At 50.1% G+C, this 23,148-nt stretch carries 14 protein-coding genes; 5 read left to right on the forward strand and 9 right to left on the reverse strand.

Going from position 1 to position 23,148, the window contains the following annotated elements:
• Positions 1-22 precede the first annotated feature (22 nt).
• Positions 23-1,405, forward strand: a complete 1,383-nt coding sequence (locus Pla110_RS09925; RefSeq protein ID WP_144995623.1) for a sulfatase-like hydrolase/transferase — start codon at positions 23-25, stop codon at positions 1,403-1,405.
• 27 nt (positions 1,406-1,432) lie between these two features.
• Positions 1,433-2,632 carry a TolB family protein gene (locus tag Pla110_RS09930; protein ID WP_144995624.1) on the forward strand — a complete coding sequence of 400 codons (1,200 nt, stop codon included), beginning with the start codon at positions 1,433-1,435 and terminating at the stop codon, positions 2,630-2,632.
• A 126-nt stretch (positions 2,633-2,758) separates the two neighbouring features.
• On the opposite strand, the gene sthA is transcribed toward Pla110_RS09930, so the two are convergent.
• The 3 genes from sthA to Pla110_RS09945 all read right to left on the reverse strand — a co-directional run bounded on the left by sthA (position 2,759) and on the right by Pla110_RS09945 (position 6,656).
• Entirely contained in the window at positions 2,759-4,309 is a 1,551-nt protein-coding gene (sthA, locus tag Pla110_RS09935; protein ID WP_144995625.1) for a Si-specific NAD(P)(+) transhydrogenase, read from the reverse strand.
• A 450-nt stretch (positions 4,310-4,759) separates the two neighbouring features.
• On the reverse strand, positions 4,760-5,248 hold the full coding sequence (locus Pla110_RS09940) for a chemotaxis protein CheX (RefSeq protein ID WP_144995626.1): 489 nt from the start codon (positions 5,246-5,248) through the stop codon (positions 4,760-4,762).
• A gap of 379 nt (positions 5,249-5,627) precedes the next feature.
• Positions 5,628-6,656, reverse strand: a complete 1,029-nt coding sequence (locus Pla110_RS09945; RefSeq protein ID WP_144995627.1) for an RluA family pseudouridine synthase — start codon at positions 6,654-6,656, stop codon at positions 5,628-5,630.
• A gap of 160 nt (positions 6,657-6,816) precedes the next feature.
• Here Pla110_RS09945 and Pla110_RS09950 point away from each other — a divergent pair, with 160 nt between their 5' ends.
• Together Pla110_RS09950 and Pla110_RS09955 are read left to right on the forward strand one after the other, a co-directional pair.
• Positions 6,817-8,139, forward strand: a complete 1,323-nt coding sequence (locus tag Pla110_RS09950) for a Gfo/Idh/MocA family protein (protein WP_197440633.1) — start codon at positions 6,817-6,819, stop codon at positions 8,137-8,139.
• Positions 8,140-8,376: 237 nt separating this feature from the next.
• The gene (locus Pla110_RS09955; protein ID WP_144995629.1) at positions 8,377-9,525 is read left to right on the forward strand and encodes a tetratricopeptide repeat protein; all 1,149 of its coding nucleotides are present in this window, start codon (positions 8,377-8,379) and stop codon (positions 9,523-9,525) included.
• A gap of 147 nt (positions 9,526-9,672) precedes the next feature.
• Here the strand turns inward: Pla110_RS09955 and Pla110_RS09960 are convergent, their stop codons facing one another.
• The gene (locus tag Pla110_RS09960; protein ID WP_144995630.1) at positions 9,673-10,449 is read right to left on the reverse strand and encodes a Bax inhibitor-1/YccA family protein; all 777 of its coding nucleotides are present in this window, start codon (positions 10,447-10,449) and stop codon (positions 9,673-9,675) included.
• 370 nt (positions 10,450-10,819) lie between these two features.
• On the opposite strand from Pla110_RS09960, the gene Pla110_RS09965 reads away from it, so the two are divergent.
• A complete protein-coding gene (locus Pla110_RS09965; protein WP_144995631.1) occupies positions 10,820-14,686 on the forward strand; it encodes a hydantoinase B/oxoprolinase family protein in 3,867 nt (1,288 codons plus the stop codon).
• A gap of 28 nt (positions 14,687-14,714) precedes the next feature.
• Here the strand turns inward: Pla110_RS09965 and Pla110_RS09970 are convergent, their stop codons facing one another.
• The 5 genes from Pla110_RS09970 to Pla110_RS09990 form a co-directional block, all read right to left on the reverse strand.
• Positions 14,715-16,130: a DUF1501 domain-containing protein gene (locus tag Pla110_RS09970; RefSeq protein WP_144995632.1), complete on the reverse strand. Its 1,416-nt coding sequence runs from the start codon at positions 16,128-16,130 to the stop codon at positions 14,715-14,717.
• Between the two features lie 54 nt (positions 16,131-16,184).
• On the reverse strand, positions 16,185-20,366 hold the full coding sequence (locus tag Pla110_RS09975; RefSeq protein WP_144995633.1) for a DUF1553 domain-containing protein: 4,182 nt from the start codon (positions 20,364-20,366) through the stop codon (positions 16,185-16,187).
• A gap of 62 nt (positions 20,367-20,428) precedes the next feature.
• Positions 20,429-21,217 (reverse strand): IclR family transcriptional regulator, encoded by a 789-nt coding sequence (locus Pla110_RS09980; RefSeq protein WP_144995634.1) that lies wholly within the window; start codon positions 21,215-21,217, stop codon positions 20,429-20,431.
• A gap of 403 nt (positions 21,218-21,620) precedes the next feature.
• The gene (locus Pla110_RS09985; protein ID WP_144995635.1) at positions 21,621-21,977 is read right to left on the reverse strand and encodes a hypothetical protein; all 357 of its coding nucleotides are present in this window, start codon (positions 21,975-21,977) and stop codon (positions 21,621-21,623) included.
• Positions 21,978-22,286: 309 nt separating this feature from the next.
• Entirely contained in the window at positions 22,287-22,700 is a 414-nt protein-coding gene (locus Pla110_RS09990; RefSeq protein WP_144995636.1) for a hypothetical protein, read from the reverse strand.
• Positions 22,701-23,148: the final 448 nt, after the last annotated feature.

Here is a 23,148-nt window from a genome sequence, read left to right on the forward strand (position 1 = left end):
TCTGGAGACTTGAAAAATAATCATGTTAATTCCAACGCATCAACTTCATACGTATCTGACAGGACTCGTACTTACTTTCATCTTATCAGTATCTATTTCGGCAGCAGATGAATCTGCAGAAGTGGAAGTGCAGCGACCTCCGAATATTCTGTTGATCACGGCCGATAACCTGGGCTATGGAGATCTTGGGTGCTACGGCAACGAGATAATGCAGACTCCACACCTTGATCAGTTAGCCCGGGAAGGGATGCGCTGTACCAGTTTTTATACGGCCTCCCCCACCTGCACTGTCTCCCGGGCCACGTTACTGACGGGACGATATCCTCAACGGATTGGCTTGAATCATCAATTGAGTCGTGAGGAAAACTACGCCGCAGGTTTATCGCTGAAAGAAAAACTCATTCCGGAATATCTGAAACCGCTGGGATACAGGACGGCCTGTTTCGGGAAATGGAATATCGGATTTGGTGAAGGTTACCGACCTACCGAGCGTGGTTTTGATACATTCTTCGGGTTCGCTGCAGGAAACATCGATTACTACCGATACGTCTATAATGGTCGCCACGATCTCTGGCGGAACGAAGAGGAAGTATTTGAAGAGGGATACAGTACCGACCTCTTTGCGGACGCTGCCTGTGAATATATCGAACAGGAAAATAAACGTCCATTCTTCATTTATCTTCCATTTAATGCGCCGCATTTTCCGAGCGTTGGGAACAAACAACCTGGAGAACCGAATGAGTGGCAGGCTCCCGTGTGGGCATTTGAAAAATATAATTACGATCCGGATACGGACGATCCTCAACAACGTTACCGGGCCGTGGTAACTGCACTTGATGCGGCGATCGGACGAGTGCTACAGCAGCTTGAAACATCGGGCGTTGCCGAAAATACGTTGGTTATCTGGTATTCCGACAATGGTGCATTCATGTTGAAAGACCGTGGCTTGGAAGTGAGTACGAATCATCCTCTGCGAGAAGGAGGAGTCACGTTATGGGAGGGTGGGATCCGAGTCCCCTGTATTATTCGGTTCCCCGGTGAAATCAAGGCTGATCAAGTTATGAACGATCCATTCATCAGTTTGGATCTTCTTCCGACATTGGTTCAAATTGCTGGCGGCTCTCTCAAAGGGGAACCTCAATCTGATGGACAGGATGTCTGGCCGTTAATGACTGGGGTTTCCAGTCCGAAGAACGCCCGTCCGTTCTTCTTTGAATTCCGTCAATACAGCGCTCTACGGCAGGGGAAATATAAGATTATCCGAGAAAAACCAACGCAGGACTTTCAATTGTTTGATTTGACAACGGATCTCGCGGAGAGCAAGGATCTTTCCCGTCAACAACCTTCAGTTCGTGCAGAACTCGTAAGTCAGTTTGAGATCTGGAAAAGTCAATTCGAAGAATAAATCCTTCACTCGCCAGGGAGCGATGTTATGTCTTTAAAATCGATATTCGCGCGGACGACTTTATTGTTGATCGCTCTCGGGGTTAACTTGATGTCGGCTGATTCTATTTGTGCAGCGGAGCCTGAACTTTCCAAACTCAAGATTGGATATACAGAACTTCGCACGAATCTTCCCGGAGGTCGGCATGCCAATGTGCGAACGTTTCGGGCGGCGATTTCTCAGGCGGATGGTTCAGATAAGCTTCTTGTTGCCGAATCTTTGGTTGATAATCAGGATGTCTGGACACAGTTCGCGGGCTGGTCGCCCGATGGTCGACAGGCGATTATTCTCCGGGGTTGGCAGGATCCACAAAACGCAACGTGGGAAGAAGAACACAAGAGATTCCGAATGGAGAAAGGGAAATGGGAACTGGATACCATCCTCTACGACCTTGAATCAGGAGCAATGTTGAATGTGTCGGATGTGGAACGCGTCAGTCACTATAATGGTGGACTCTTTTATCTTCCGGACAACGCAGGCTTGGGGTTCACGCCGCTTATTGATGGAAAATCGCAAACGTATTTGATGGATTTGGATGGTAGCAATAAACGGAATGTGACGGGTGAGGATAGTGGTTTCGCCTATGGCTACTCCGCCAGCCCCCAAGGGGACCTGATCAGCTACCATGAAAATTATCAGATTTTTCTCTCTCAACCGGATGGTTCGGGAAAGATGCAGATCGAAACGGGAAACTCTTTTAATTTTGGTCCGAGTTGGTCCCCGGATGGGGAATGGATCATGTTTCTGAGTGGCAAACATTATCAAAGCAACCCTTACCTTGTTCGTCGAGACGGGACTGGTCTACGAAAACTGGTCGATCTCGGCGGATACGAAAGCCATATCCTGTTTCTTGATGTTCCTGATTACCATCAGGGGAGCAGTGATCTGCCTGTCTGGTCGACGGATGGCAAGTTGGTCTTCTATACCGCAATAGTGAATGAGAATGTAGAACTCTTCCAATGCTCGCTTGCGGGAGAAGTCACTCAATTGACGAATAGCCCCAGTGGGACATTGCACTACCATCCACAACCCTCTCCCGATGGTAAATGGTTGCTGTATGGTTCAATGCGAAAGGGAGTGCGTCAATTGGTGGTCATGAATGTCGAGAATCGGACCGAGTTTGAGGTCACTCACCTAAGTAAAGGCCATGCCGCGATGTGGCCGCATTGGTGTCCTTATGGAGAATAAACAATCGGGAAAATCTGGGCTCCCAGCGTCTATGAAAACATCTATGAAAAAGAAAAAGCGGAACCTTTCCGGGAAAAGGTCCCGCTTTTCTGCGAGATGGTGTGAGCAGGTCGCTCACCTGGGGGATTACTTCTCGGCTTCCATAGTGGCAACCACCTGTTGCTGTTCGCTGACGGGGGCCTCTTCTTCCTGGCTCACTTCACTATCCTCAGATAGTTTGGCATCGCCAGTTAAGTTTTTCTGTTCTGCTTCGGCAGTTTTGTAAGAACTCTCTGACAACTCCAGGTCGAGTTGGAGTTTGTTCAAACCGTCGAACGCAGCCACCTTGTAGGATTCCGACATGGTGGGGTAATTGAAAACAGTGTCGCGGAAATACTCAATCGTTCCGTCGAATGCCATGACAGCCTGGCCGATGTGTGTCAGCTCTGTTGCTGATTCACCGATGCAGTGGACGCCGAGCAGTTTCTTGGTTTCGCGATGGAAGAGAATCTTCAACATTCCGTGAACGTCACCCGAGATATGTCCCCGTGCGATTTCATGGTAACGGGCCACACCAACTTCGTAAGGAACTTTATCCTGTGTCAGTTGGTGCTCCGTTTTTCCGATCATCGAGATCTCGGGAATCGTGTAGAGCCCGTAAGGGAGTTGGTCGACGTGGTCGTACTTTTTGTTAAACATGTTGCAGACAGCACGACGGCCCTGCTCCATGGATGTACTGGCCAGTGCCGGGAAGCCGACGATGTCACCCACCCCATATATGTGGGGTTGCCAGGTGCGGAAGTTCTCGTCACACCACAGTCGGCCACGTTCATCCGTTTTCAGTCCGGCGGCGGGAAGATCGAGTTCATCGACATCACCTACACGACCAGCGCTGAATAAAGCAGTATCGGCGATGAGTCGTTTTCCACTTTCCAATTGAACTACCACGGATCCATTACGTTGGCGGTCCATACTGGTGACATCTTCCCCCAGTCGCATCACCATTTCGAGTGAGCGGGCATGGTAAAGAAGTGTTTCAATCACTTCCCTATCGCAGAAATCGAGCAGTCTTTCGCGTCCATCGACGACAGTCACTTCAACGCCCAGAATGGCGAACATAATGGCATATTCAATTCCTATGACGCCACCACCGACGACGATCATCGACCGGGGAATATCTTCCAGGTCCAAAATCTGATCGGTGTCGAAGATTGATTTTCCATCGAAATCCATATGATCGGGGCGAGCTGGTTTGGTTCCGCAGGCGATCAGAATCTTGTCGCCTGTGATTGAATGGTCCACATCGCCTTTTTTGGTCAGAATGCCAACGGTGTGCTCGTCCAGAAATTGAGCGTCTCCACAATGGACATCGATTCCGTTACGTTCCAACTGGTCGTGAATCAAATCGCGTTCATGCTGTGTGACTTGGGCGATTTTCTTACGGAGGTCGTCCATTTTGATGTGGCGTTTGCGACGATACAGCTCTGAATAAACTTCTCGCTGGCGATAGCCAGTCAAGTGCATGATTGCTTCACGCATTGTTTTGGAGGGAATCGTTCCCGTGTGCAGGCAGACGCCTCCCAGTCGATTGAGTTGTCGCTCGATGAGAGCGACTTTTTTGCCCATCTTAGAGGCGGCAATCGCTCCTTTGTGGCCTGCCGGTCCACTACCAATCACAATGAGATCATAATGTTTCATGAAACAACCAGTACGCTAAGAGATGAATTGAGGGGATGAAGTGCATCAGTTCGACGACGAAAGTTCCACTTGTCGAAGATCCCGGAACTAAAGATCAGCAGCACGATGCTTGGTACCCAAAGCAGTCGCAGCAGGAACTTCAGCGCGCGAAATAATATAGTGTTAGTTTTTATCGATCCCGAAGGACGCGGGGTTTAACCGTATTCAGAAGGAATACGTAAGATCGGCGGCATCTGGGTAGAAATGACGATTGAACCGAATTTAAGGGTAGCTGAGACCGCGCAAGATGGAAGTGAGATGCGAAGACAGTCGTTCCCGTCCCTGAAAAAGTGGACGTAACATTTCCGCAGAAGAGGCAAAGTGCGAAAGAAGCGATCATCGACGTTTCAAGCTCAAGCGTCGGCAGCGTGCTATAAGCTCCGATTCAGCGACGAGAATCGAGGATGAGATTCAGGAGTTAGGCAGATCAAACAACAGTGTGAGTGTGCATATGCCTATATCCGTATCGAGCAGAATATGTTGCGAGCTGTCCCAGTCGGATTCAAAGAACAGTTTGTTTTCATCGACCAGAATTTTAGGCAAACCAAGCTGAAGCTCTTCTCTGCTAAGTTCTCGTTTTCCTTGTCCACCAATCATGTTAGCCATTTCGCCTACAGCATCTATGACGAAGTCATCGAGATCTTCGGGTTCCAGGCCGGTTAAACGATTGAGTACTCTTTTCGCCGAGTGTTCTGTCACGCTAATGCAGACCATACCGTTGTAAGAACCGGAGATGCTGACGCTGGCAGTGATCGGTTCGAGAGTGTGGCTTCCGATGGGCAAAACTTCTTTAACCACGCATTTGCTCTCCAGCATCAACGTGAAAAAAGAATATGCCGCGTCGCAGAACGGCTTCGAGAGCTTTTGTTCCCCGCTAAGCCTGGTTGTGATCGTTGACATGAAAAAAGCTCTCGAAGGATTTTGATACTACTGGCTATTCCTGCTCAGGTAGACAGTAGTGATCTATTTCTGCTTACCTGTATTAACTTCGGTTCCCGGAGATGCGAGGGATTAACCTCAGGTAAACATCATATCTGTATCGGTTAGTCGAATCGTGACCGTTGGCCCTGCTGATCAGAGAGGGCGAATGACTCCCAAGTATCGCACAGTCATTTGCAATCTAGATCATTAATGACCAGATGGCCTTGTTGTACTTTTGCCTCACCGCTGTTCTGATTAAAAAGAAACAGACCTCCCATCCTTGATTGCGAAAACTGTTTTGATCTGCATATTCGACATTTTCGGATTCTGTGGACAACTATTGTTCAACAGCGAATGGTCAACGAGGGTCATCACACCGTAGTTGATTCCATGTCATCTGGAAGTCGATAGGACATTTCGCATTCAATGTCATCGGGCACCGGGTGATAGGGTGGCGAAATTGCATTTCCACACAATGCAATGCATGACGACCCGGTTGCATAAAACGGCTGAACTCTTTTGATATCGGACCATTCTCGCCTGCACCTTCATCGTTTGTATGACTTGAAATCGCTAGCCGTGCTCCCTTCAGTTCATCGTCCACTCCATAGAACTCGTCCCCCCCCACTGGATGGCCGCAGGCGGCAAAATGAACACGAATCTGATGCAAACGGCCTGTCACTGGTTTGGCTCGGACAAGCGTGTGACGGGGGCCGCGGTCAATTACTCGAAACTGAGTGAGAGCCGCTTTCGCATCTCGAGCATGGTCGCCGGCAGACATCAAAATCGTTTCGCATTCGGGATGCGTTCCTATAGGGAAATCGATTACACCTTCATCCCTTTTCATAACACCTTCCAGAATGGCCAGATAAGTTTTGTCAACTTTGCTCCTCTGGAACTGCAATGACAACTCGCGATGAGAAAGATGCTCCTTGGAGAGCAGAATCAATCCACTGGTCATGCGATCGAGGCGATGAACGATACCGGGTCGCAGAAGCCCCTTATAAGTGGTTTGCTGATCGAGATGATGCTGAACGGCATTGCATAACGTTTCGGACTGAATTGTACCGACAGGATGGACCGTCATCGGTGCGGGTTTATTTATGGCCAGCAGCCAGGGATCTTCATGGACAATAGAAAGTTCGACCTCTTCCGGCGCAATTAGTTTGTCCGGTGGTTCAATCAATTTAATATTCACCCGTTGGCCTGGATTGACTCGATCTACCAGCAACGCTTCCCGATTGTCGATGAAGACAGCCCCGGCATGAATCATACGTTGCATTCGCCAAGGCGAATAATTTCGCAGGTGCTTAATCAGAAAGCTGTCTATGCGCACTCCCTTCAAATAGCTTTCAACTATGAATTCAAAACGGGGGAGTGAAATCATACGAATTTATCAATGGGCGAAGATAAGGCTTGAAGAGACAGGCTCAATGTCTGATGATCGAAGTGTCTCATCTTATCGAGATCGCTTCAGTGCAGGAAGAAATCGACTCATAAAAACTGCACTCCTCTCCCCTTCCCGACCTACCAACAGGAGCTCTCCCATGGATCGTCGATATTTTCTCAAAGCAGGTGCCCTCTCTGTGGCGGCCGCCTCCCAGGTTACCGCGACTCAGTCTGCCAAGGCGAATGCGAGTGAACGACTCCGTGTTGGTGTGATGGGTTCCGGGGGACGCGCCCTGGGTTTGTTGAAAACATTTTCGGAGAATCCGGAGGTTGAAGTCGTCGCGATTTCTGATATCGACAGCCGTAAACTACCCCAGGCTGTGGAAGAAGTGATGAAACGCCAAAAGACACGTCCCGAAACGATGAAAGACTTTCGAAAAATCATCGACGACCCTTCGATCGATGCCTTGGTTGTGGGAACGCCCGATCATTGGCATGCCATTCCTACCATCATGGCTTGCCTGGCGGACAAAGACGTGTATGTGGAGAAGCCGGATGGAAACAACATTGAAGAAGGACAACGAATGGTCGCCGCGATGCGTAAAACTGGCCGCATCGTGCAGATGGGGTCGCAGCACCGCTCAACCGACCGCATGAAGTCTGCAATCGCTTATGCAAAAGAGGGGCATTTGGGACGATGCCTGTTTGCAAAAGCATGGGAAAGTGCCAAACAGGGAAATATTGGTAAACCGGCAGACGGGACTCCTCCAGAAGGAGTCGATTACGATTTCTGGCTCGGTTCCGCTCCCGAACGACCGTTCAATCCCGTCCGATTTCATGGGCATTGGCGATGGTTTTACGATTACGGAACCGGCGATCTGGGCAATGATGGTGTGCATCGACTTGATATGGCGATGGCAATCATGGACGCTGCTGCGGAAGCTCAGGGGGAACAACCTCTTGGTCTGCCTCGTACAATCTCGGCAGCAGGGGGAAAGTGGTACTTCGATGATCTTCAGGAGTTTCCGGACACCTTACAGGTTACTTATGAATTCGCCGGAGAGCGGCCCAAAATTCTGACTTACGAGATGAAACTGTGGGTTCCCTATAAATACTATGATGAAACGGAGGCGGCAGTTATTTACGGTGATCAGGGTTACATGGTCGCCGGAAACCGGGGCTGGCGAGCGTACACGTCCGGAGGCAAACTGGTCAAGGAAGTCGCGGGAGACACCCATGAACGTCCGCACGTGCAGAACTTCGTCGATTGTGTGAAAAGTCGCAAAAAGCCCGTCTGTGATTTGGAGACTGTCGGCCATCCGGCCTCAGTCCTTTGCCATTCCGGAAACATCGCTGCCAGAATTGGACGTACTGTCACGTTGGATCCTGAGACGGAAACCTTCGTTGGAGATGACGAAGCGAACGCGCTGAGAGGTCGACCGGACTATCGCAAACCGTGGTCACTACCGGAGATATCTTGACAGCCACGCTCTTCTCTATACTCCCTATCTTTTCCGTTTTGTTCGATACAACTGTAAGTCCTTCGCTGATTGCTACATTTGTCCGATTTTACTGGAGAGGATTGACTGGAAGAGTCGACGTAAGAAGCATGGCTTGCGCTAGAGAGATTCTCATCGTGAGCCGGATTGTTTATCAGGAAAAGGCAACAATCGGGTTGCTTCTTACAAATATCGCCGCACCGACAGGGAGGTTGGGGCATGCTTCTGAACAAATTGTATGGTTGGAAATCGGGAATTGCCGTTTTATGCCTGTCTGTCGCCATGACGGGCTGTGCATCCAGCGGAGGCTTTCTAGCCAAAATGAAACCGAGTTCCATCCGCAAGGTCTGGAACAAAAGTCGTACAGGACTTGAGGAACCGCAAGAAGTTCACGAATCGTATGCGAAGTGGCAGGAGCAGCAGGGAAACCTGACTGAAGCACGTCAGTCGTATGAATTTGTGCTTAAGCAGAACCCCAAATCCGTTGATGCGATGTTGGGGCTGGCAAGGCTGGATCAACTGGGCGGACAAGCGGAGCGTGCTGAAAAAGCGATTCAGGATGCTCAGTCGATTGCTCCCAATGATCCTTCCGTGTTGAGTGCACTTGGTCAGTTTTATGTTTCCCAGGGGCGATTTTCTGAGGCCACTGACGCACTACAACAAGCCGCACTCATCTCTCCCAACGACACGACAGTTCAGTATCATCTCGGCGTAGCTCTGGCTCGCAGTGGCGATCTCGATAGTGCCCGACCTTACTTCGTCCGCACTGTGGGCGAAGCCGAAGCGCATTACAACATTGGCTACATCCTGAATGAAATGGGACAATCTGTTGCTGCCGAACAAGAGCTGATGGCTTCTCTTCAGAAGAAACCCGATCTGCAATCGTCACAACAATTGCTGGGTGATATTCGCGGACAGCATGCTCAGACGATGTTGGCTCAAGGACAAGTCCCTCAGCAACAATTCGTTCAGCAACAGCCAGTTCAACAATACGCTGCGATGCCTCAGGGAATGCTAGTTCAACAGGCTCAGCCCGGAGCGATGCCCGCCTATCAACAGGTGCAGCAACCTGTTCAGCAGCCGATGCAACAGGGTGTGATGATGGGATCACCAGTCCAGCAAGTTCAGGCTCAAATGCCTGGTCAGCCTAACCACCAAGTCGTGGAAGCTTACTGGCAGAACCAGAACAGTGTTGCTCCGCAGAATCAGGTCACCCATGCCAGCGGAACACCGCAACAACAGCATGTGCCTATCATTCAGCAACAATACATCGGAGGACAACCTCCCGTGCAACAGGGTCAACTTCAACAGAGTCCGCAAGGTCAGCAGATCGAGCAGTGGAATCCTCAGGGAACAGCTCAGCGTTAGACCGATTGCAGGTTGAACTCCCAAGTTCAAACACATAAGTACCAATGAAAAGAGGCTTTCCGATTCAGTTCGGAAAGCCTCTTTTTTTTGTCATGTACAGGAAGTCCCCACGATTGAGCCAGTGGTTGTCAGCGCGATTGACTTCGGTTAGTCGCGGCTTGTCAGTTTCATCAGAAGCTTCAGGATTTCGATGTACAGCCAAACCAACGTCACCAGTAGACCGTAAGCTCCATACCACTCCATGTATTTGGGAGCACCATGTTCAGCACCCTTTTCGATGAAATCAAAATCGAGAACCAGACAAAGGGCAGCGATAATTACGACAATGACGCTGAAGCCAATGCCGATGGGTCCGCTACGATGAATGTAGGGGACGGTCGATCCAAACAGATGCAGCACGAACGTGGTTAGATAAACGAGAGCAACTGCACCCACTGCGGCATACATGCCTGTTTTGAATTTCTCAGTCGCGCGAATCAGCCCCATGTTATAGGCCGTCATCATGGCGAACAGGGTTCCGAATGTCAGACAAACGGCTTGGAATACGATTCCGGGAGCAACTGCCAAGTATTGGGCCTGAACCCAGGCGGAAACAGCTCCCACGAAGAATCCTTCGGCAATGGCATACACAGGTGCTGCCCAAGGGGCCTGCCGTGGCGAGAAGAAGATCACCAGCCCCATGACCAGACTGGCCACGATGCCGCCAATCATCCAAGGCATGGCGATGCCCATATTGGCATTCAGACCTTCCATCGGATCAATCAATGTCCAGGGAACGGCGCCTGCAGCAACCACGATTAAAACGAGAAATGAGGTTTTGATCGCGGTTCCCTTCACCGTCATGGTGTCGGTACTTGCTATGCCGCGAGAAAACGTGTCCGAAAACTGATCCGACGTAAAAACGGGGTTAGACGAACGTAACATAAAATGAATTCTCCCTGAATTGGTTGGGCTTCAATCATGTCTGTGGGACTGATAATAGAGGAGATCAATCCATACCAGGCAGTATTGAAAGTGAAAGAATTGAACGTAGTTCGGGAAGGGTTCCCCGGAGTTTTGAATTGATTTGAATCGCTGCATTCTAAAGTTCCCAGATTCGATGTACAAGTGTTGTTTTAGTGCAATGGGAATAATTCACCAGTTGGGAGAAGTTCCCATCTGGAATCCGCTTTGGTTCTGTTCAGCTGATCCAGGCTGATCCTTTGCTGCACTGAGGAGACCTGTCTATGATGGGTTCGCGTTCGTTGATTTGCTTAGTTGATTTACTTGAATGAATAAAAAGGGAACTGGTTTCATGAAGCCGGTTCCCAATGCTGCCGGGACTGGGAGAGAAATGCTGGAATTCTGGATCGATGTAGGTGGAACGTTTACCGATGTGCTGATGCGCGAGCCGAAAGGCCGCATTCACACGTTCAAGACGCTCAGTTCGGGAATCACCAGAGGGAGCATATTCACACAAATCGACAGTCAGCAATTCGTCGATCCGCTGCGGCAGAATGACCCTTCCCAGTTCTGGATCGGGTACGAGATTAAGTTGTTTGATGAGTCGGGAACGCTACTGAAAAGCTCGACCGTGACTGGCTACGATAGTTCTACAGGCCAAATCTCATTAGCGGATTCTATTCTCGAATCCGCTGTAACGGGTTTGACTTATGAATTGACGGCTGGTGAGGAATCGCCCGTACTCTCGATTCGATATCTCCTCGGGCTGAAACTCGACGAGAAAATCCCTCCGGTGATCGTCAAGCTGGGAACCACTCGGGGAACGAATGCCCTGCTGACTCGTTCGGGAGCTAGGACGGCCTTCATCACGACAGAAGGTTTCCGCGATATTTTGTTGATTGGCAATCAGGACAGACCGCGTCTGTTTGATCTGAAAATCGAAAAGCCTGAACCCCTTTTTGAATCAGTCGTTGAAGTCAAAGAGCGGATGACGGTTGAGGGAGAAGTTTTAATCTCTCCCAACCTTGAAGCCATTCGCCGCGAACTGGAGAGTTTGAAGAGTACCGGGATTGAGTCGATCGCGATCTGTTTGCTACACGCCTTCGCTAATAGCGAACACGAAGAGATGGTTGAATCAGTAGCTCGAGAGATTGGTTTTCGCAACATTACTCGCTCAAGCCAGTTATCCCCTTTGATCAAAATTATCTCGCGAGGCGACACCACTGTGGTGGATGCTTATTTAAATCCCGTTCTGCAAAATTATGTCTCCCGACTTCGATCCCGGTTGGGAGATTCGCGAATTCAGTTGATGACTTCGGCAGGCGGATTGGTCGATGCAGATCACTTCAGCGGCAAAGATAGTATTCTTTCCGGGCCAGCGGGCGGGGTCGTTGGTTTTTCTGAAGTTGGTAAGCAAGCCGGTTTTGCCAAGTCAATCGGGTTCGATATGGGAGGCACCAGCACCGATGTTTCTCGGTTCGATGGTGTCTTTGAACGGGAATTCGAAACTCGTAAAGCAGGTGTGCGGATCGTTGCCCCCATGCTGGCGATTGAAACTGTCGCGGCGGGTGGTGGGTCCATTTGCGATTTTGACGGCGTTAAGCTGCACGTCGGTCCTGCAAGTGCTGGTGCCGATCCGGGCCCTGCCTGTTATGGTGCAGGCGGGCCACTGACCGTCACGGACGTCAATCTGTATCTTGGAAAAATTCTACCGCAGTATTTTCCGTTCCAACTCAATCAGGAAATCGTCGGAATCAAACTGCAGGAAATCTGCGACCGAATTACCGCATCGCCCCTCGGAAAGAACTACACGCCGGAAGAATTGGCCGAAGGATTCCAGCAGATCGCGAATGCGAACATGGTTCGAGCGATTCGCAATATTTCTGTAGCCAAAGGATATGACCCGGCCGAGTATGCACTCATTAGCTTCGGCGGCGCGGGGGGACAACATGCATGTGCAATGGCTCGTTCTCTCGGAATGCGGGACATTGTGATACACCCCTACGCCGGAATTCTAAGCGCTTATGGAATCGGTCTCTCCGATGTTCGCCAGTTTGCCGAACGTTCATTGCTGAGTCTTTATGATAATGACTTCGAGTCGACTTTAGATTCTCTCTTCGCGGAGCTAGAGCATGAAGCAACTGCACAAGTTCTGGCGGAAGGTGTTCGCGAAGAACAACTGCAATCTCCAATAAGGTCATTAGAACTGCGTTATTGTGGTGTCGACTCGACGATTGTGGTTACGTGTTCCGAAGGCGACGGTGACTATAAAAAGCAATACGGACAACTTCATCAACAGCGATACGGTTATCAGCATCGAGAACGAGATGTTGAAGTCGTGACGGCCCGAGTAGAAGTGATAGGCCGGATGCCTCGACCCGAATGGCCTGTTCAATTAGAGTCGACGGGCGAACTGACATCGTCAGAAAGAACTCCCGTTTTATTCGCTGGCAAATGGGAAACAACGTCGATCTATCATCGCCGGGAATTGAAACCGGGAAATCAAATTGCCGGCCCTGCAATCGTTTGCGAACCAACAAGTACCGTCCTGATCGATCCCGGTTTTTCAGCCCGAATCGGTCAGCAGGGTGAATTGCTGATTAAAGATGTCAGCCAGACGACGCAGTTTCAGTTATCCGCTAAAGAAGTCGACCCAGTTCAGTTGGAGATTTTCAATAACCTCTTCGCTTCGATTGCCGAGCAAATGGGGGTGACATTACAGAAAACTTCCTGTTCAACGAATGTCAAAGAACGACTCGATTTCAGTTGCGCTATCTTCACTCCGGCTGGTGATTTGGTCGTCAACGCGCCTCACATTCCCGTTCATCTGGGAGCGATGGGTGAAACGGTACGCCATATTTTGAAAGACAATCCTGAAATTGAACCGGGAGATGTCTTTGTCACGAACGATCCCTACCGGGGTGGTTCCCATCTTCCTGACGTCACCGTGGTGACGCCCGTGCATGACGAGCACTCAGACGAGTTGTTATTTCTCACTGCCAGCCGCGCGCATCATGCGGAAATCGGCGGGATCGTGCCCGGTAGCATGCCACCCTTCTCTACTAACTTGGCCGAAGAAGGTGTCGTCATCCGGAACTTTAAACTAGTAGATCGGGGGGCGTCGCGTGAGGCTGAGCTACGGGCATTGTTACTTTCCGGTCCGCATCCGTCCCGGTCTGTGGAAGACAATCTTTCCGATGTTTCGGCCCAGGTCGCGGCGAATCAAAGTGGCGCAATTCAATTACTGGATCTGGTTGAACGTTATACTCAGCCGGTCGTGCAAGCTTACATGAGATTTATTCAGGAGGCCGCCGCCGCAAAAATGCGAATGGCTTTGAGAGAACTTCCTGATGGTATTTATGAACGAACAGATCATCAGGATGATGGGTCTCCTGTCCGGGTGAAGATTACCAAACAGGGAGAATCGGCCCATGTTGATTTTACGGGAACGGGGCCGGTTCTTCAGACGAACCTTAATGCCAACCGGGCGATTGTGACTGCCGCTGTATTATATGTCTTCCGTTGCATGATTGACGAAGACATTCCGCTGAACAGTGGTGTCCTCGAACCGATTACGATTAATCTGCCCGAATGCCTGCTAAGCCCTCCCGAACAGGACCGTCCTGAAGACTGTGCCGCCATTGTGGGAGGGAATGTGGAAACGAGTCAGAAAGTCGTCGATATCCTCCTGGGTGCGCTGGGGCTGGCGGCGGCCAGTCAGGGGACAATGAACAATCTCACTTTCGGCGATGACTCTTTCGGTTACTACGAGACGATTTGCGGAGGAAGTGGTGCGACATCCGATGCGGCCGGTACGGACGCGGTACATACGCATATGACCAATACACGCATGACCGATCCGGAAGTCTTCGAGAGACGCTATCCCGTAAGATTGTGGGAGTTCTCGGTCCGCACAGGTTCTGGCGGTGCCGGGCGTTTTCCGGGAGGCGATGGGATTACTCGACGAATAGAATTTCTACGATCACTGAAAGTATCGATGCTCTCGGAACGACGGGGGGAATATCTTCCCTTCGGACTGGAAGGGGGCAGCCCGGGTGCGAAAGGAATTAATACCTTACTAAAAGCAAGTGAGCAAAAAACGGGTGAAGAAAATCAAACTGACCTTGGTGGAAAGTTTGCCATTGAGGTCGAACCAGGCGATCAACTGCTTATTGAAACGCCCGGCGGCGGCGGTTACTTCTTCGCAGAGGATGGATGAGGACAAAAATCTTTATTTGATTGACCGATCACGCCAGAATATCGTGAAGCACATTGCCATGAACATCGGTTAAACGAACGTCCCGTCCTCCATAGCGATACGTTAGTTTTTCATGGTCCAATCCAAGTTGATGCAGGACCGTCGCCCACAGGTCGTAAACAGTGCTTTTATCTTCGACGGCGTGGTAACCGAATTCATCGGTTGCTCCGTAGGTGGTTCCTCCTTTGAATCCCCCGCCCGCCATCCAGACACTGAAACCGAATGGGTTATGGTCCCGACCATTCGACCCCTGCGAGAATGGAGTCCGGCCAAACTCGCCTGCCCAGATCACGATGGTGTCTTTTAATAGGCCACGGGCTTTCAAATCTTTGAGCAATCCTCCAATCGGTTGGTCGACCTGTTCCGACATCATTGAGTGTCCGGTCTTTAAATCACCATGCTGGTCCCATGGATTGGCAACTTGGCCATCGCCGTCATTCTGGGGTAGACAGGTTAATTCGACGAATCGAACCCCCTGCTCGACCAGTTTGCGGGCAAGTAGACATTGTCGACCGTAGTGACGAGTCATTGGATTCTGAGCATTGAAGCCGTACATGTCGAGTGTCGACTTCGTCTCGCCTTCCAAGTTGCAGATTTCAGGCACGGCGGTCTGCATCCGGTAGGCAGTTTCATAATTTCTTACAGCGGCTTCAACTTGGGCATCGTTGCGGGTTGATTGCAGAAATTCCTGATCTAAATCCTGGATAAATGCAAGACGCTTTCGCTGCACATCGTCCCGTTCCTGAGCGTTGATGTTTCGAATGGGTTCCGCATTGTCGATAGTCATCTGCGACGCTTGATGCTGAGCGGGAAGATACCCACTGCTCCAGAGTCCGACGCCCCCGTGCGGTGTACCGGATGGTCCGCTTTTCAGAACAACATATCCGGGAAGTTCCTGGTTCTCCGTCCCCAGCCCGTAGTTGATCCACGCACCGGCGCTGGCATGACCGATGAACGGGAAGCCGGTATGAAAGAAAAAGTTCCCTTGGGCGTGTTCGTTCACTGCACTGGTCATCGATCGAACGACGGCGATGTCATCAATGCTTTCGGCAACATGCGGAAAAAGCGAGCTGACGGGTAATCCGCTCTCACCGTACTGTTTGAAATCAAAGGGAGAACCGAAGATGTTTCCATTGTTATTAAACTGAGTTCGTTCCACCTTCACCGGCATCGGCTTGCCGTGCATTTCCTTGAGGAGTGGTTTCGGATCGAACGTGTCGATATGCGAAGCTCCGCCCGACATGTAGCAAAGAATCACATTTTTTGCCTTCGCCGGAAAGTGCGGTTCTGGGGCGAGCGTGCCTGCGTAGGATTGGTCACTCATTAGACTGGAGAGTGCCAACATCCCGAACCCGGAAGAGGCGGTCTGTAACAGTTGTCGGCGTGAAAAAATAGGATCAGTCATGGAAACCTCGAGGAGTGAATGTGAATCGCTACTTTGTTTCAAAAGTGGATACGACTACTCGTAGTAGATGAAGTTCTTCAGATTAAAAAGCGCGTGACCGAAATCGATCCAGGCTTGCTCGTCAGCCGGTTGCTGTCCGAGAGACTTTTGCTGAGAGAGGATATTTGACAGGGATGTTTCATATTTCGAGAGTTCCGTCTGCTGTGCGCTGGTCAGTTCGGCCCGAACCAATGCGGGCGAGACGAACAGTCCCAATGAATGGGAGGACGCTTCGATTTCAGCGGGACTCAGCGCTCGATCGTAAAATCTCGCTTCATAGATACGTCCCTTCAGATAACGGTTACTCGCGGCTGGTGAATGTCGCAAACCAAACAAGAAGTTCGAACCATCAGCGGCGAAGGGAAGCAACGGTGCTTTCTGAATCGTTTCGCCATACGGTTTTCCGTTTCGATAGCCGGTAATCTTTCCCTGCTCATCGTAGGAAATCGCAAGATGCACAGGTTCGCTAATCGCAACTTCTTCGGCATACCCTTTGAATTCGGCAGAGCGGGCATGATTGTTCGAACCGGCCAGCCAATGCTGGGGTCGTATCTCACCTAACACGATCGAGTCAAACAGAATTCCATCCTGACGTTGCAACGTCATCACGCCACTGCCCCGTTGTTCCAGATTGTCGAGTTGTACCCAGGCTTCGAACGTCTTTGCGTCAACCTGTGTCGGAACTGGTTCCGTTGAAACGTACCCTTTCCCGTCCAGTATCAACGCCCCGTCTTCGATTCGGGCAGTCCCATTGAGAGTTCCTTTAATGCCTGAAAGTTCATCGTCAGCGTGTTCATCGAACTTCCAATGGGCTATGGGGAGGGGAAGGTTGGCGATTAGTTCATCCGATAGCTCTCCCGGCAATAATCGCATTCTCACTGGTGCAAGTATAGACTCTATCTGTTCTTCGACCTGCTGTTGCCGATTCGCCAGTTCTTCAAATTCGGAATGCAAGACCTGATACCGACTGTCGAGTTCGGAGAGGAACTCACGGGAATGCATCATTTCTTTTTCACTGGGCAAACGACCGAGAGCCTGTTCGAACATGAGTTGAATCTGAGCCTCGGGCGACAGTTCCGGGTATTCCGTTTTGATCAGCTTGATCCAGTTCGCAGCATTTTTGGATAAGGAGGGATCGTTCATCAAAGTCAGCGATTGTCCCGGGACGTTGGTTTCATCGCGATTCCCCTTGGTGGCGAAAGGAGTGGGGGCATCAAACGTGGCTAGGAATTTATCGAGACTATTTCGTTTGATCAAACCATAGACAGAGCGTTGATGGCTGTCTCCATTCGGCTTATAACCCGGTCCGTACATCTTGAGATCAAGCTGCCCTGAGACCGCCAGAAGTGAATCGCGAATTGCTTCTGCTTCGAGCCGTCGGAGTTTTGCGTGAGACCAGTAATAGTTATCGGGATCGTTCTCTAGAGCCAGATCACTGGCAGTAATGGATCGTTTAAACGTTCCGGAAGTCACCAGGAAGCGGATCGTTCGCTTGAGAGACCAACCCTCGTTTGTGAAACGGGTTGCCAGGAAGTCGAGTAGTTCCGGATGAGTCGGTGGTTCGCCCAGTTGCCCCAGGTTGTCGGGTGTGCGCACGAGGCCGGCACCAAACAGATAATGCCAAAGCCGGTTCACAATCACTCGCGAAGTGAAGGGGTTGTCAGCACGAACAGTGTCCTCCGCCAGTTCCAATCGGCCACTTGCGTTGTCGGCGTAAGGAGTCGGGTCAACGGCATCCAGAAAACGACGTGGGATTTCCTGATTTAACTGTTTGTGATTGCCACGCACCATCAAAGGCTGATTGACAATATCTGCTTCCATCAAACCAGGCGCCCGTGTGGGCAACGGAACCTGTTTTTCCATAGTACGGTAATTGTCCAGCAAACCCTTGAGCTTATCATTGGTCGCACTATTGGATAGAAGTCCTGAATCGACAACTTGATTCAGGAACAATGCCTGGGCATCGGTCATCTGTCCGGATTGCCAGTTGGCTATCGCTGTTTGAGTTGCCTTTTGAATCGCTCCAGCGATCTCTGCGGAAGAGGTCGCACCGTTTTCATCTATCTCTGCAATAAGTGGGCTCAGGTATTCCAGATCGAATGAGGGTGGAACTTCTGTCCCTGTTCTGAAAACGACAACTTCTCGCAGTCCGAACCAGGATCGGTTGTTTCCTGAAGTTAGAATTGCCTGGTCTTCGGAGGTGGTGACTTCGAGGTGAATGTCGTCGCCATTCCAGTATTTTAGATCGAACTGGCTCCAATCCCAGTTTTCATTGTTGATCCGATGAACGGGATAGACGGTGCCGGATCGCGGGTAGTGCTGGACGGAATACCGGTTGAGTGCATTCTGATCGCCGACGGTTCGGAACCAGACTCTGTAGTCATCATCGAGATGAAAACGGGGAGACGACAGCACCGCCCGATGCTTGTCGGAAAGTCCGTGCGAATAAACACCAGCGGGATAAATGCCAGTGACGATGCCGTCACCAACGGGGGAAATGCTGAATTCACCAGCGGCTGCCGGTTGCTCTGTAAGGCCGTTTCCTTCCTGGTGCCACTGATTGAAATCGCCATCTTCAGCGAGTTTCCAGTGCTGGTAATATTCTCGATCACGATGGCGTTCAAGGTGGTTTTGTTCCGATTTCCAACTGACTTCGATATCGTTCCAGGCTTTCTGGAAAGCTTCAGGATCGGAGCTTTCGCTCAACTGTTTCCAGACGTGCAGTAGTTCGCGGCGGTCCTTCGTGTTTTTTATTGACTGTATTAGTGAATCGTCACTCTCGACAAGGCGAGTGGCGATCTGCGAGGACTCGGCCTGCCATGCACTTGCGAGTTTGTCCTTGATCTGATGTTTAAGCTCCGTTAGCTCCGGTTGGAACTTCGTCTGAACCTCTGGCAGGTTGACGTCTTTCGTTGCCGGACGAGTCGAATCGAGGATGCCGTACAACGCGTAGAAGTCGGCCTGACTGATCGCGTCGAACTTATGGTTATGACATCGGGCGCAAGAGACGGTCAGTCCGAGAAATGCTTTAGAGTAGACATTAATCTGGTCGTCTGTGAAACGAACTTTCTCTTCCAACGCATCCGTGGGGGCGAAACCATGGAAGACCATCCGCCAATGGGCGGGGCCGATGGCGGATTCGTTGATACCTGATTTGGCATCAACACGTGGGTTGGAAAGCAGATCACCCGCAATGTGTTCTTTAACGAGTTGGTCGTAAGGAATATCGGCGTTCAGTGCGCGAATCAGGTAATCGCGGTAGCGATATGCGTAAGGGATGGCGGGGTCCCCTTCTGATCCGTGTGAGTCAGAATATCGGACCCAGTCCATCCAATGCCTTGCCCAACGCTCACCAAATCGTTGCGAGTTGAGATAACCCTCTACCAGCTTCTCGTAAGCGTTGGGCGATTCATCATTCAGGAAATAATCGATTTCTTCGGGAGTCGGCGGCAGACCTGTTAAGACAAAAGAGAGACGGCGAATCAACGTTCGCTTGTCGGCGGGTGGTGCCGGTTTCAAATTCTGTTCGTTCAGTTTTCGTTGTATGAAAAGGTCCACTGGGTGGTCGGAGTTTGTCCCTTCGATTTGTGGAACCTCGGGCGATGCGATTGGTTGGAAGCTCCACCATTGCTGGCGTTCTTTGAAAGTCTCTTCCCAACTTCCGGCGATCACTTCTTCGGCATCCTCGGGGGCTTCACGCGGGTCCGGAGCCCCCATCTTAATCCAGGTCGTAAACTGTGCTATCGATTCGTCAGAGAGCTGGTCTTCCCCCTGCGGCATCTCCATGCCTTCAACTTCGTGCTTGAGAACTTTGATGAGCAGGCTTTGTTCTGGTTCTTTGAAATTGAAGAGCGGCCCCGAATCGCCCCCTTTGATCAATGCTTCGCGGAAATCGAGCAGCAAGCCTCCTTCGGCACTTCCTCCACTTTCGTGACAGGCATAGCAGCTTTCGACGAGCACGGGACGGATATGGTTTTCAAAGAATTCAAGTTGCTCGGCCGGAATCTTGTTTGTGGCGTCCGCTTTATTGTCTTTGACCTCTGCCTGATCTGCTTCCTGCGCGTGGAGCGAGTCTTCGCGTGTATTGGAAAACAGGCTGAATAAACTTAAAGAGAGGCCGATCGCCAGTAGGATTATCGTCTTCCCTGCTGGAAGGCTGAGCCAGGTTTTATCTCGTTGCGGGTAGGAAGGTGGCATGGTCAAATCCTTTGGGACACGCTGACTGGAGGTCGTCGTCGAGGCGGGAGGAGTAATCTGTATCAGGATTGTTGTTTGAATTCTTCGGAGGCAAGTCGCGCTCCTTCTTTTACGATTTCAGCCGTTATCGCCCATTCATCTTCAGGAATGCGAGAGGCGGGTCCGGCGATGGTGAGTGCGGCGACGGGGTGACCGTGCCGGTCGACAATGGGAGCGGCGATGCAGTGGATCCCCTCCAACCCTTCGGCCCGGTCTACGGCGTACCCTTGTTTCCGAATCTGTTTGAGTTCTTTATGAAATTCGGTTTTGTTGCTGATCGTCGTCTTCGTGAACTTTTTGAATTTGATTCGATCCACTAAGGCGACCTGCTCCGTTTCCGATTGAAAAGCAATAATCACTTTTCCAGGAGCATTGCTGTAACAGGGGCAGCGAGCACCGATGTCGACAGAGTATTTAAACGGCTGAGTCGACAGAAGCTGTTCGATCATGACCATCTCGGTTCCGATGAGGCAACAGAGTTGGGTCGTCTCGGAGGTGGCATCGCGAATCGTCCGCATCGGCCCGATGGAACACTCGTGCAAACTGCGGCCCTGCGACTGGGGTTGGCCGAGCAACAGAAAACGGTTCGTCAGGAAGAATTTCTTGGTTCGCGGTTCTTTGCTCAGGTAACCGAGTTCGACCAGCACATTGGCGATGCGAAACGAAGAGGCCGTAGGGAATTGCAGCTCTTCACTCAACTGCGTGACCGTCGCCCCTTCGGGCTGCTGCGACAGATATTCCAGCACCGCCAACCCTCGCTGCAAATTGGGGGCCTGCGATTTCGTCGTCAGTAACTCGTCACCAATAGCCATAGAAGGACTCGCACAGGTTCCAGAATTATCAAGGTTGAGGATGCGTGATTTCACAAGTGAAAACTATTTCTTATGTGAAATAGTAAATTCCGGGGCGTGAGATGTCAATGAGAAATGGTGGTGTGGAGGGGATGCGTTGCTGGTTAGATCGGATGCCAAGAATGCTTCGGCTGGCTGCTCCAGTATTACTACCGCAACGCGGCGTAAAAACGACTTCGCTCGCTGACCACAATTATAGTGATTCTCGCTACCGTTGGGCTCGGAAGGTCATTATAGCGTCGAATCTGATAGCAGCGTTCAAGTCGTCAAACAGATCTCGTTCGAAATATGCCACTCTCCAGAAATATATCCGCTTGGAATCACTCTTTTTCAACGTCGGCTGAATATTCATACGATACGGGCATCATTCCATGAAGTCGGCAATTACTGCTACTTCATTACCGTTAGTACGAATGACTTCCACAAGCTTCTTAATTTGCTCTTGATATTCTTCTTTATGTGCATCTGTTGTCTGTTCAGCACCTATTATAATAGGATAGAATAAAAATTCCGGAAAAATAGCTGTTTTAGAATTAGGTCTATTCTCATTCAGCTCAACTGAAAAATTTCCAACTAGGCTATCAATATCCCAAAATGAATACCCGTTAGTATAAACAAGCTTGCCTTCTAACTGCGTCATAACTAAGTCGGCAAGGTTATTGCAAGATAATTTGCTATCAACATATAGCTCACACCAATTTATAGCTGCCATAGCTGCCATAGCTGTCACTTTCTTAGTTCGACTTTCCTGATTGATCTTGCCAGTGTAACTTCTGTAGTTGCAAAACCGTTTAAGCATATTCAACGTAGAGGCGACTTAGCAGCCCGTTGAAAACCCCAACTTCGGCTTCGTTGGCAGTCGATCGTGCCGGTGATTCTCATGGGTGCTGGAAAGGGTTGGAATTCGGTGGAGGAACGTTGTGCACGGGCAACGAATCCGTATGGCTCCGTTAACCATTGCGATTGAATTCGATGGGAGAGAAGATATCAATTGAGAATTCCGGCGCGTAGGGAGAAATTCAACGGGCTGTTAATTCTTGATTCTGTCTTTAAGTAAGTTGACTCGTTCCTCAACTATCGACCATACCTCCTCAAATACTCCTAAACTAACACCCGCTAGTTTCATTTCATTAAGTCCATATACTTGACAGGTACATTTATGGCCTTCATACAATACTGACAATATTCTAGTTTCCTGACTCGAACACGGTATCTCGATATTGTTCGGTAGAATAGTAAAAAATTCAAATCTACTGACATCAAATGGCATGGAATCATGCAAATCACTTTTGATTATAATTTCATCTTCAGCCAGACTAAATGTCTCTACAAACTTTTGGCCGTTACATTCCTTCAACTGATAACACCAGAATTTCTCTTCCGGATAATCATAGTAGCCTGGGCTCATTCTCGCCTCCACTATTACTTTATCCTTTTTAGACATGGCGTACTTTTCCTTAATTCTATTAATCGTAAGGATAAAGAATTTGAACATAAATAATGTAGTTGTCCGCGTGTTTTTGCTCATCAGAATTGATCAGTTCTCAAAAGTCCTTTCTTAGAGGCAGGTGCAAAACCGTTTAAGCATATTCAACGTAGAAGAGACTTAGCAGCCCGTTGAAAACCCCAACTTCGGCTTCGTTGGCAGTCGATCGTGCCGGTGATTCTCATGGGTGCTGGAAAGGGTTGGAATTCGGTGGAGGAACGTTGTGAACGGGCAACGAATCCGTATGGCTCCGTTAACCATTGCGATTGAATTCGATGGGAGAGAAGATATCAATTGAAGATTCTGGCGCGTAGGGAGAAATTCAACGGGCTGCTAGGGAGAGGTTTGAAGATTACCGTCGTCATGTGAATAAACACGGTAAATAACTGTCGTCAGCATTATAAGA

The sequence above is a fragment of the Polystyrenella longa genome, from assembly GCF_007750395.1.
Taxonomy (GTDB): domain Bacteria; phylum Planctomycetota; class Planctomycetia; order Planctomycetales; family Planctomycetaceae; genus Polystyrenella; species Polystyrenella longa.

What these genes read in the sequence shown, in the direction of transcription:
- Pla110_RS09990 (WP_144995636.1), bottom strand. Translation starts at nt 22,700, where the DNA reads ATGTCTAAAAAGGATAAAGTAATAGTGGAGGCGAGAATGAGCCCAGGC.
- Pla110_RS09950 (WP_197440633.1), top strand. Translation starts at nt 6,817, where the DNA reads ATGGATCGTCGATATTTTCTCAAAGCAGGTGCCCTCTCTGTGGCGGCC.
- sthA (WP_144995625.1), bottom strand. Translation starts at nt 4,309, where the DNA reads ATGAAACATTATGATCTCATTGTGATTGGTAGTGGACCGGCAGGCCAC.
- Pla110_RS09970 (WP_144995632.1), bottom strand. Translation starts at nt 16,130, where the DNA reads ATGACTGATCCTATTTTTTCACGCCGACAACTGTTACAGACCGCCTCT.
- Pla110_RS09955 (WP_144995629.1), top strand. Translation starts at nt 8,377, where the DNA reads ATGCTTCTGAACAAATTGTATGGTTGGAAATCGGGAATTGCCGTTTTA.
- Pla110_RS09945 (WP_144995627.1), bottom strand. Translation starts at nt 6,656, where the DNA reads ATGATTTCACTCCCCCGTTTTGAATTCATAGTTGAAAGCTATTTGAAG.
- Pla110_RS09965 (WP_144995631.1), top strand. Translation starts at nt 10,820, where the DNA reads ATGAAGCCGGTTCCCAATGCTGCCGGGACTGGGAGAGAAATGCTGGAA.
- Pla110_RS09980 (WP_144995634.1), bottom strand. Translation starts at nt 21,217, where the DNA reads ATGGCTATTGGTGACGAGTTACTGACGACGAAATCGCAGGCCCCCAAT.
- Pla110_RS09940 (WP_144995626.1), bottom strand. Translation starts at nt 5,248, where the DNA reads ATGTCAACGATCACAACCAGGCTTAGCGGGGAACAAAAGCTCTCGAAG.
- Pla110_RS09925 (WP_144995623.1), top strand. Translation starts at nt 23, where the DNA reads ATGTTAATTCCAACGCATCAACTTCATACGTATCTGACAGGACTCGTA.
- Pla110_RS09985 (WP_144995635.1), bottom strand. Translation starts at nt 21,977, where the DNA reads ATGGCAGCTATGGCAGCTATAAATTGGTGTGAGCTATATGTTGATAGC.
- Pla110_RS09930 (WP_144995624.1), top strand. Translation starts at nt 1,433, where the DNA reads ATGTCTTTAAAATCGATATTCGCGCGGACGACTTTATTGTTGATCGCT.
- Pla110_RS09975 (WP_144995633.1), bottom strand. Translation starts at nt 20,366, where the DNA reads ATGCCACCTTCCTACCCGCAACGAGATAAAACCTGGCTCAGCCTTCCA.
- Pla110_RS09960 (WP_144995630.1), bottom strand. Translation starts at nt 10,449, where the DNA reads ATGTTACGTTCGTCTAACCCCGTTTTTACGTCGGATCAGTTTTCGGAC.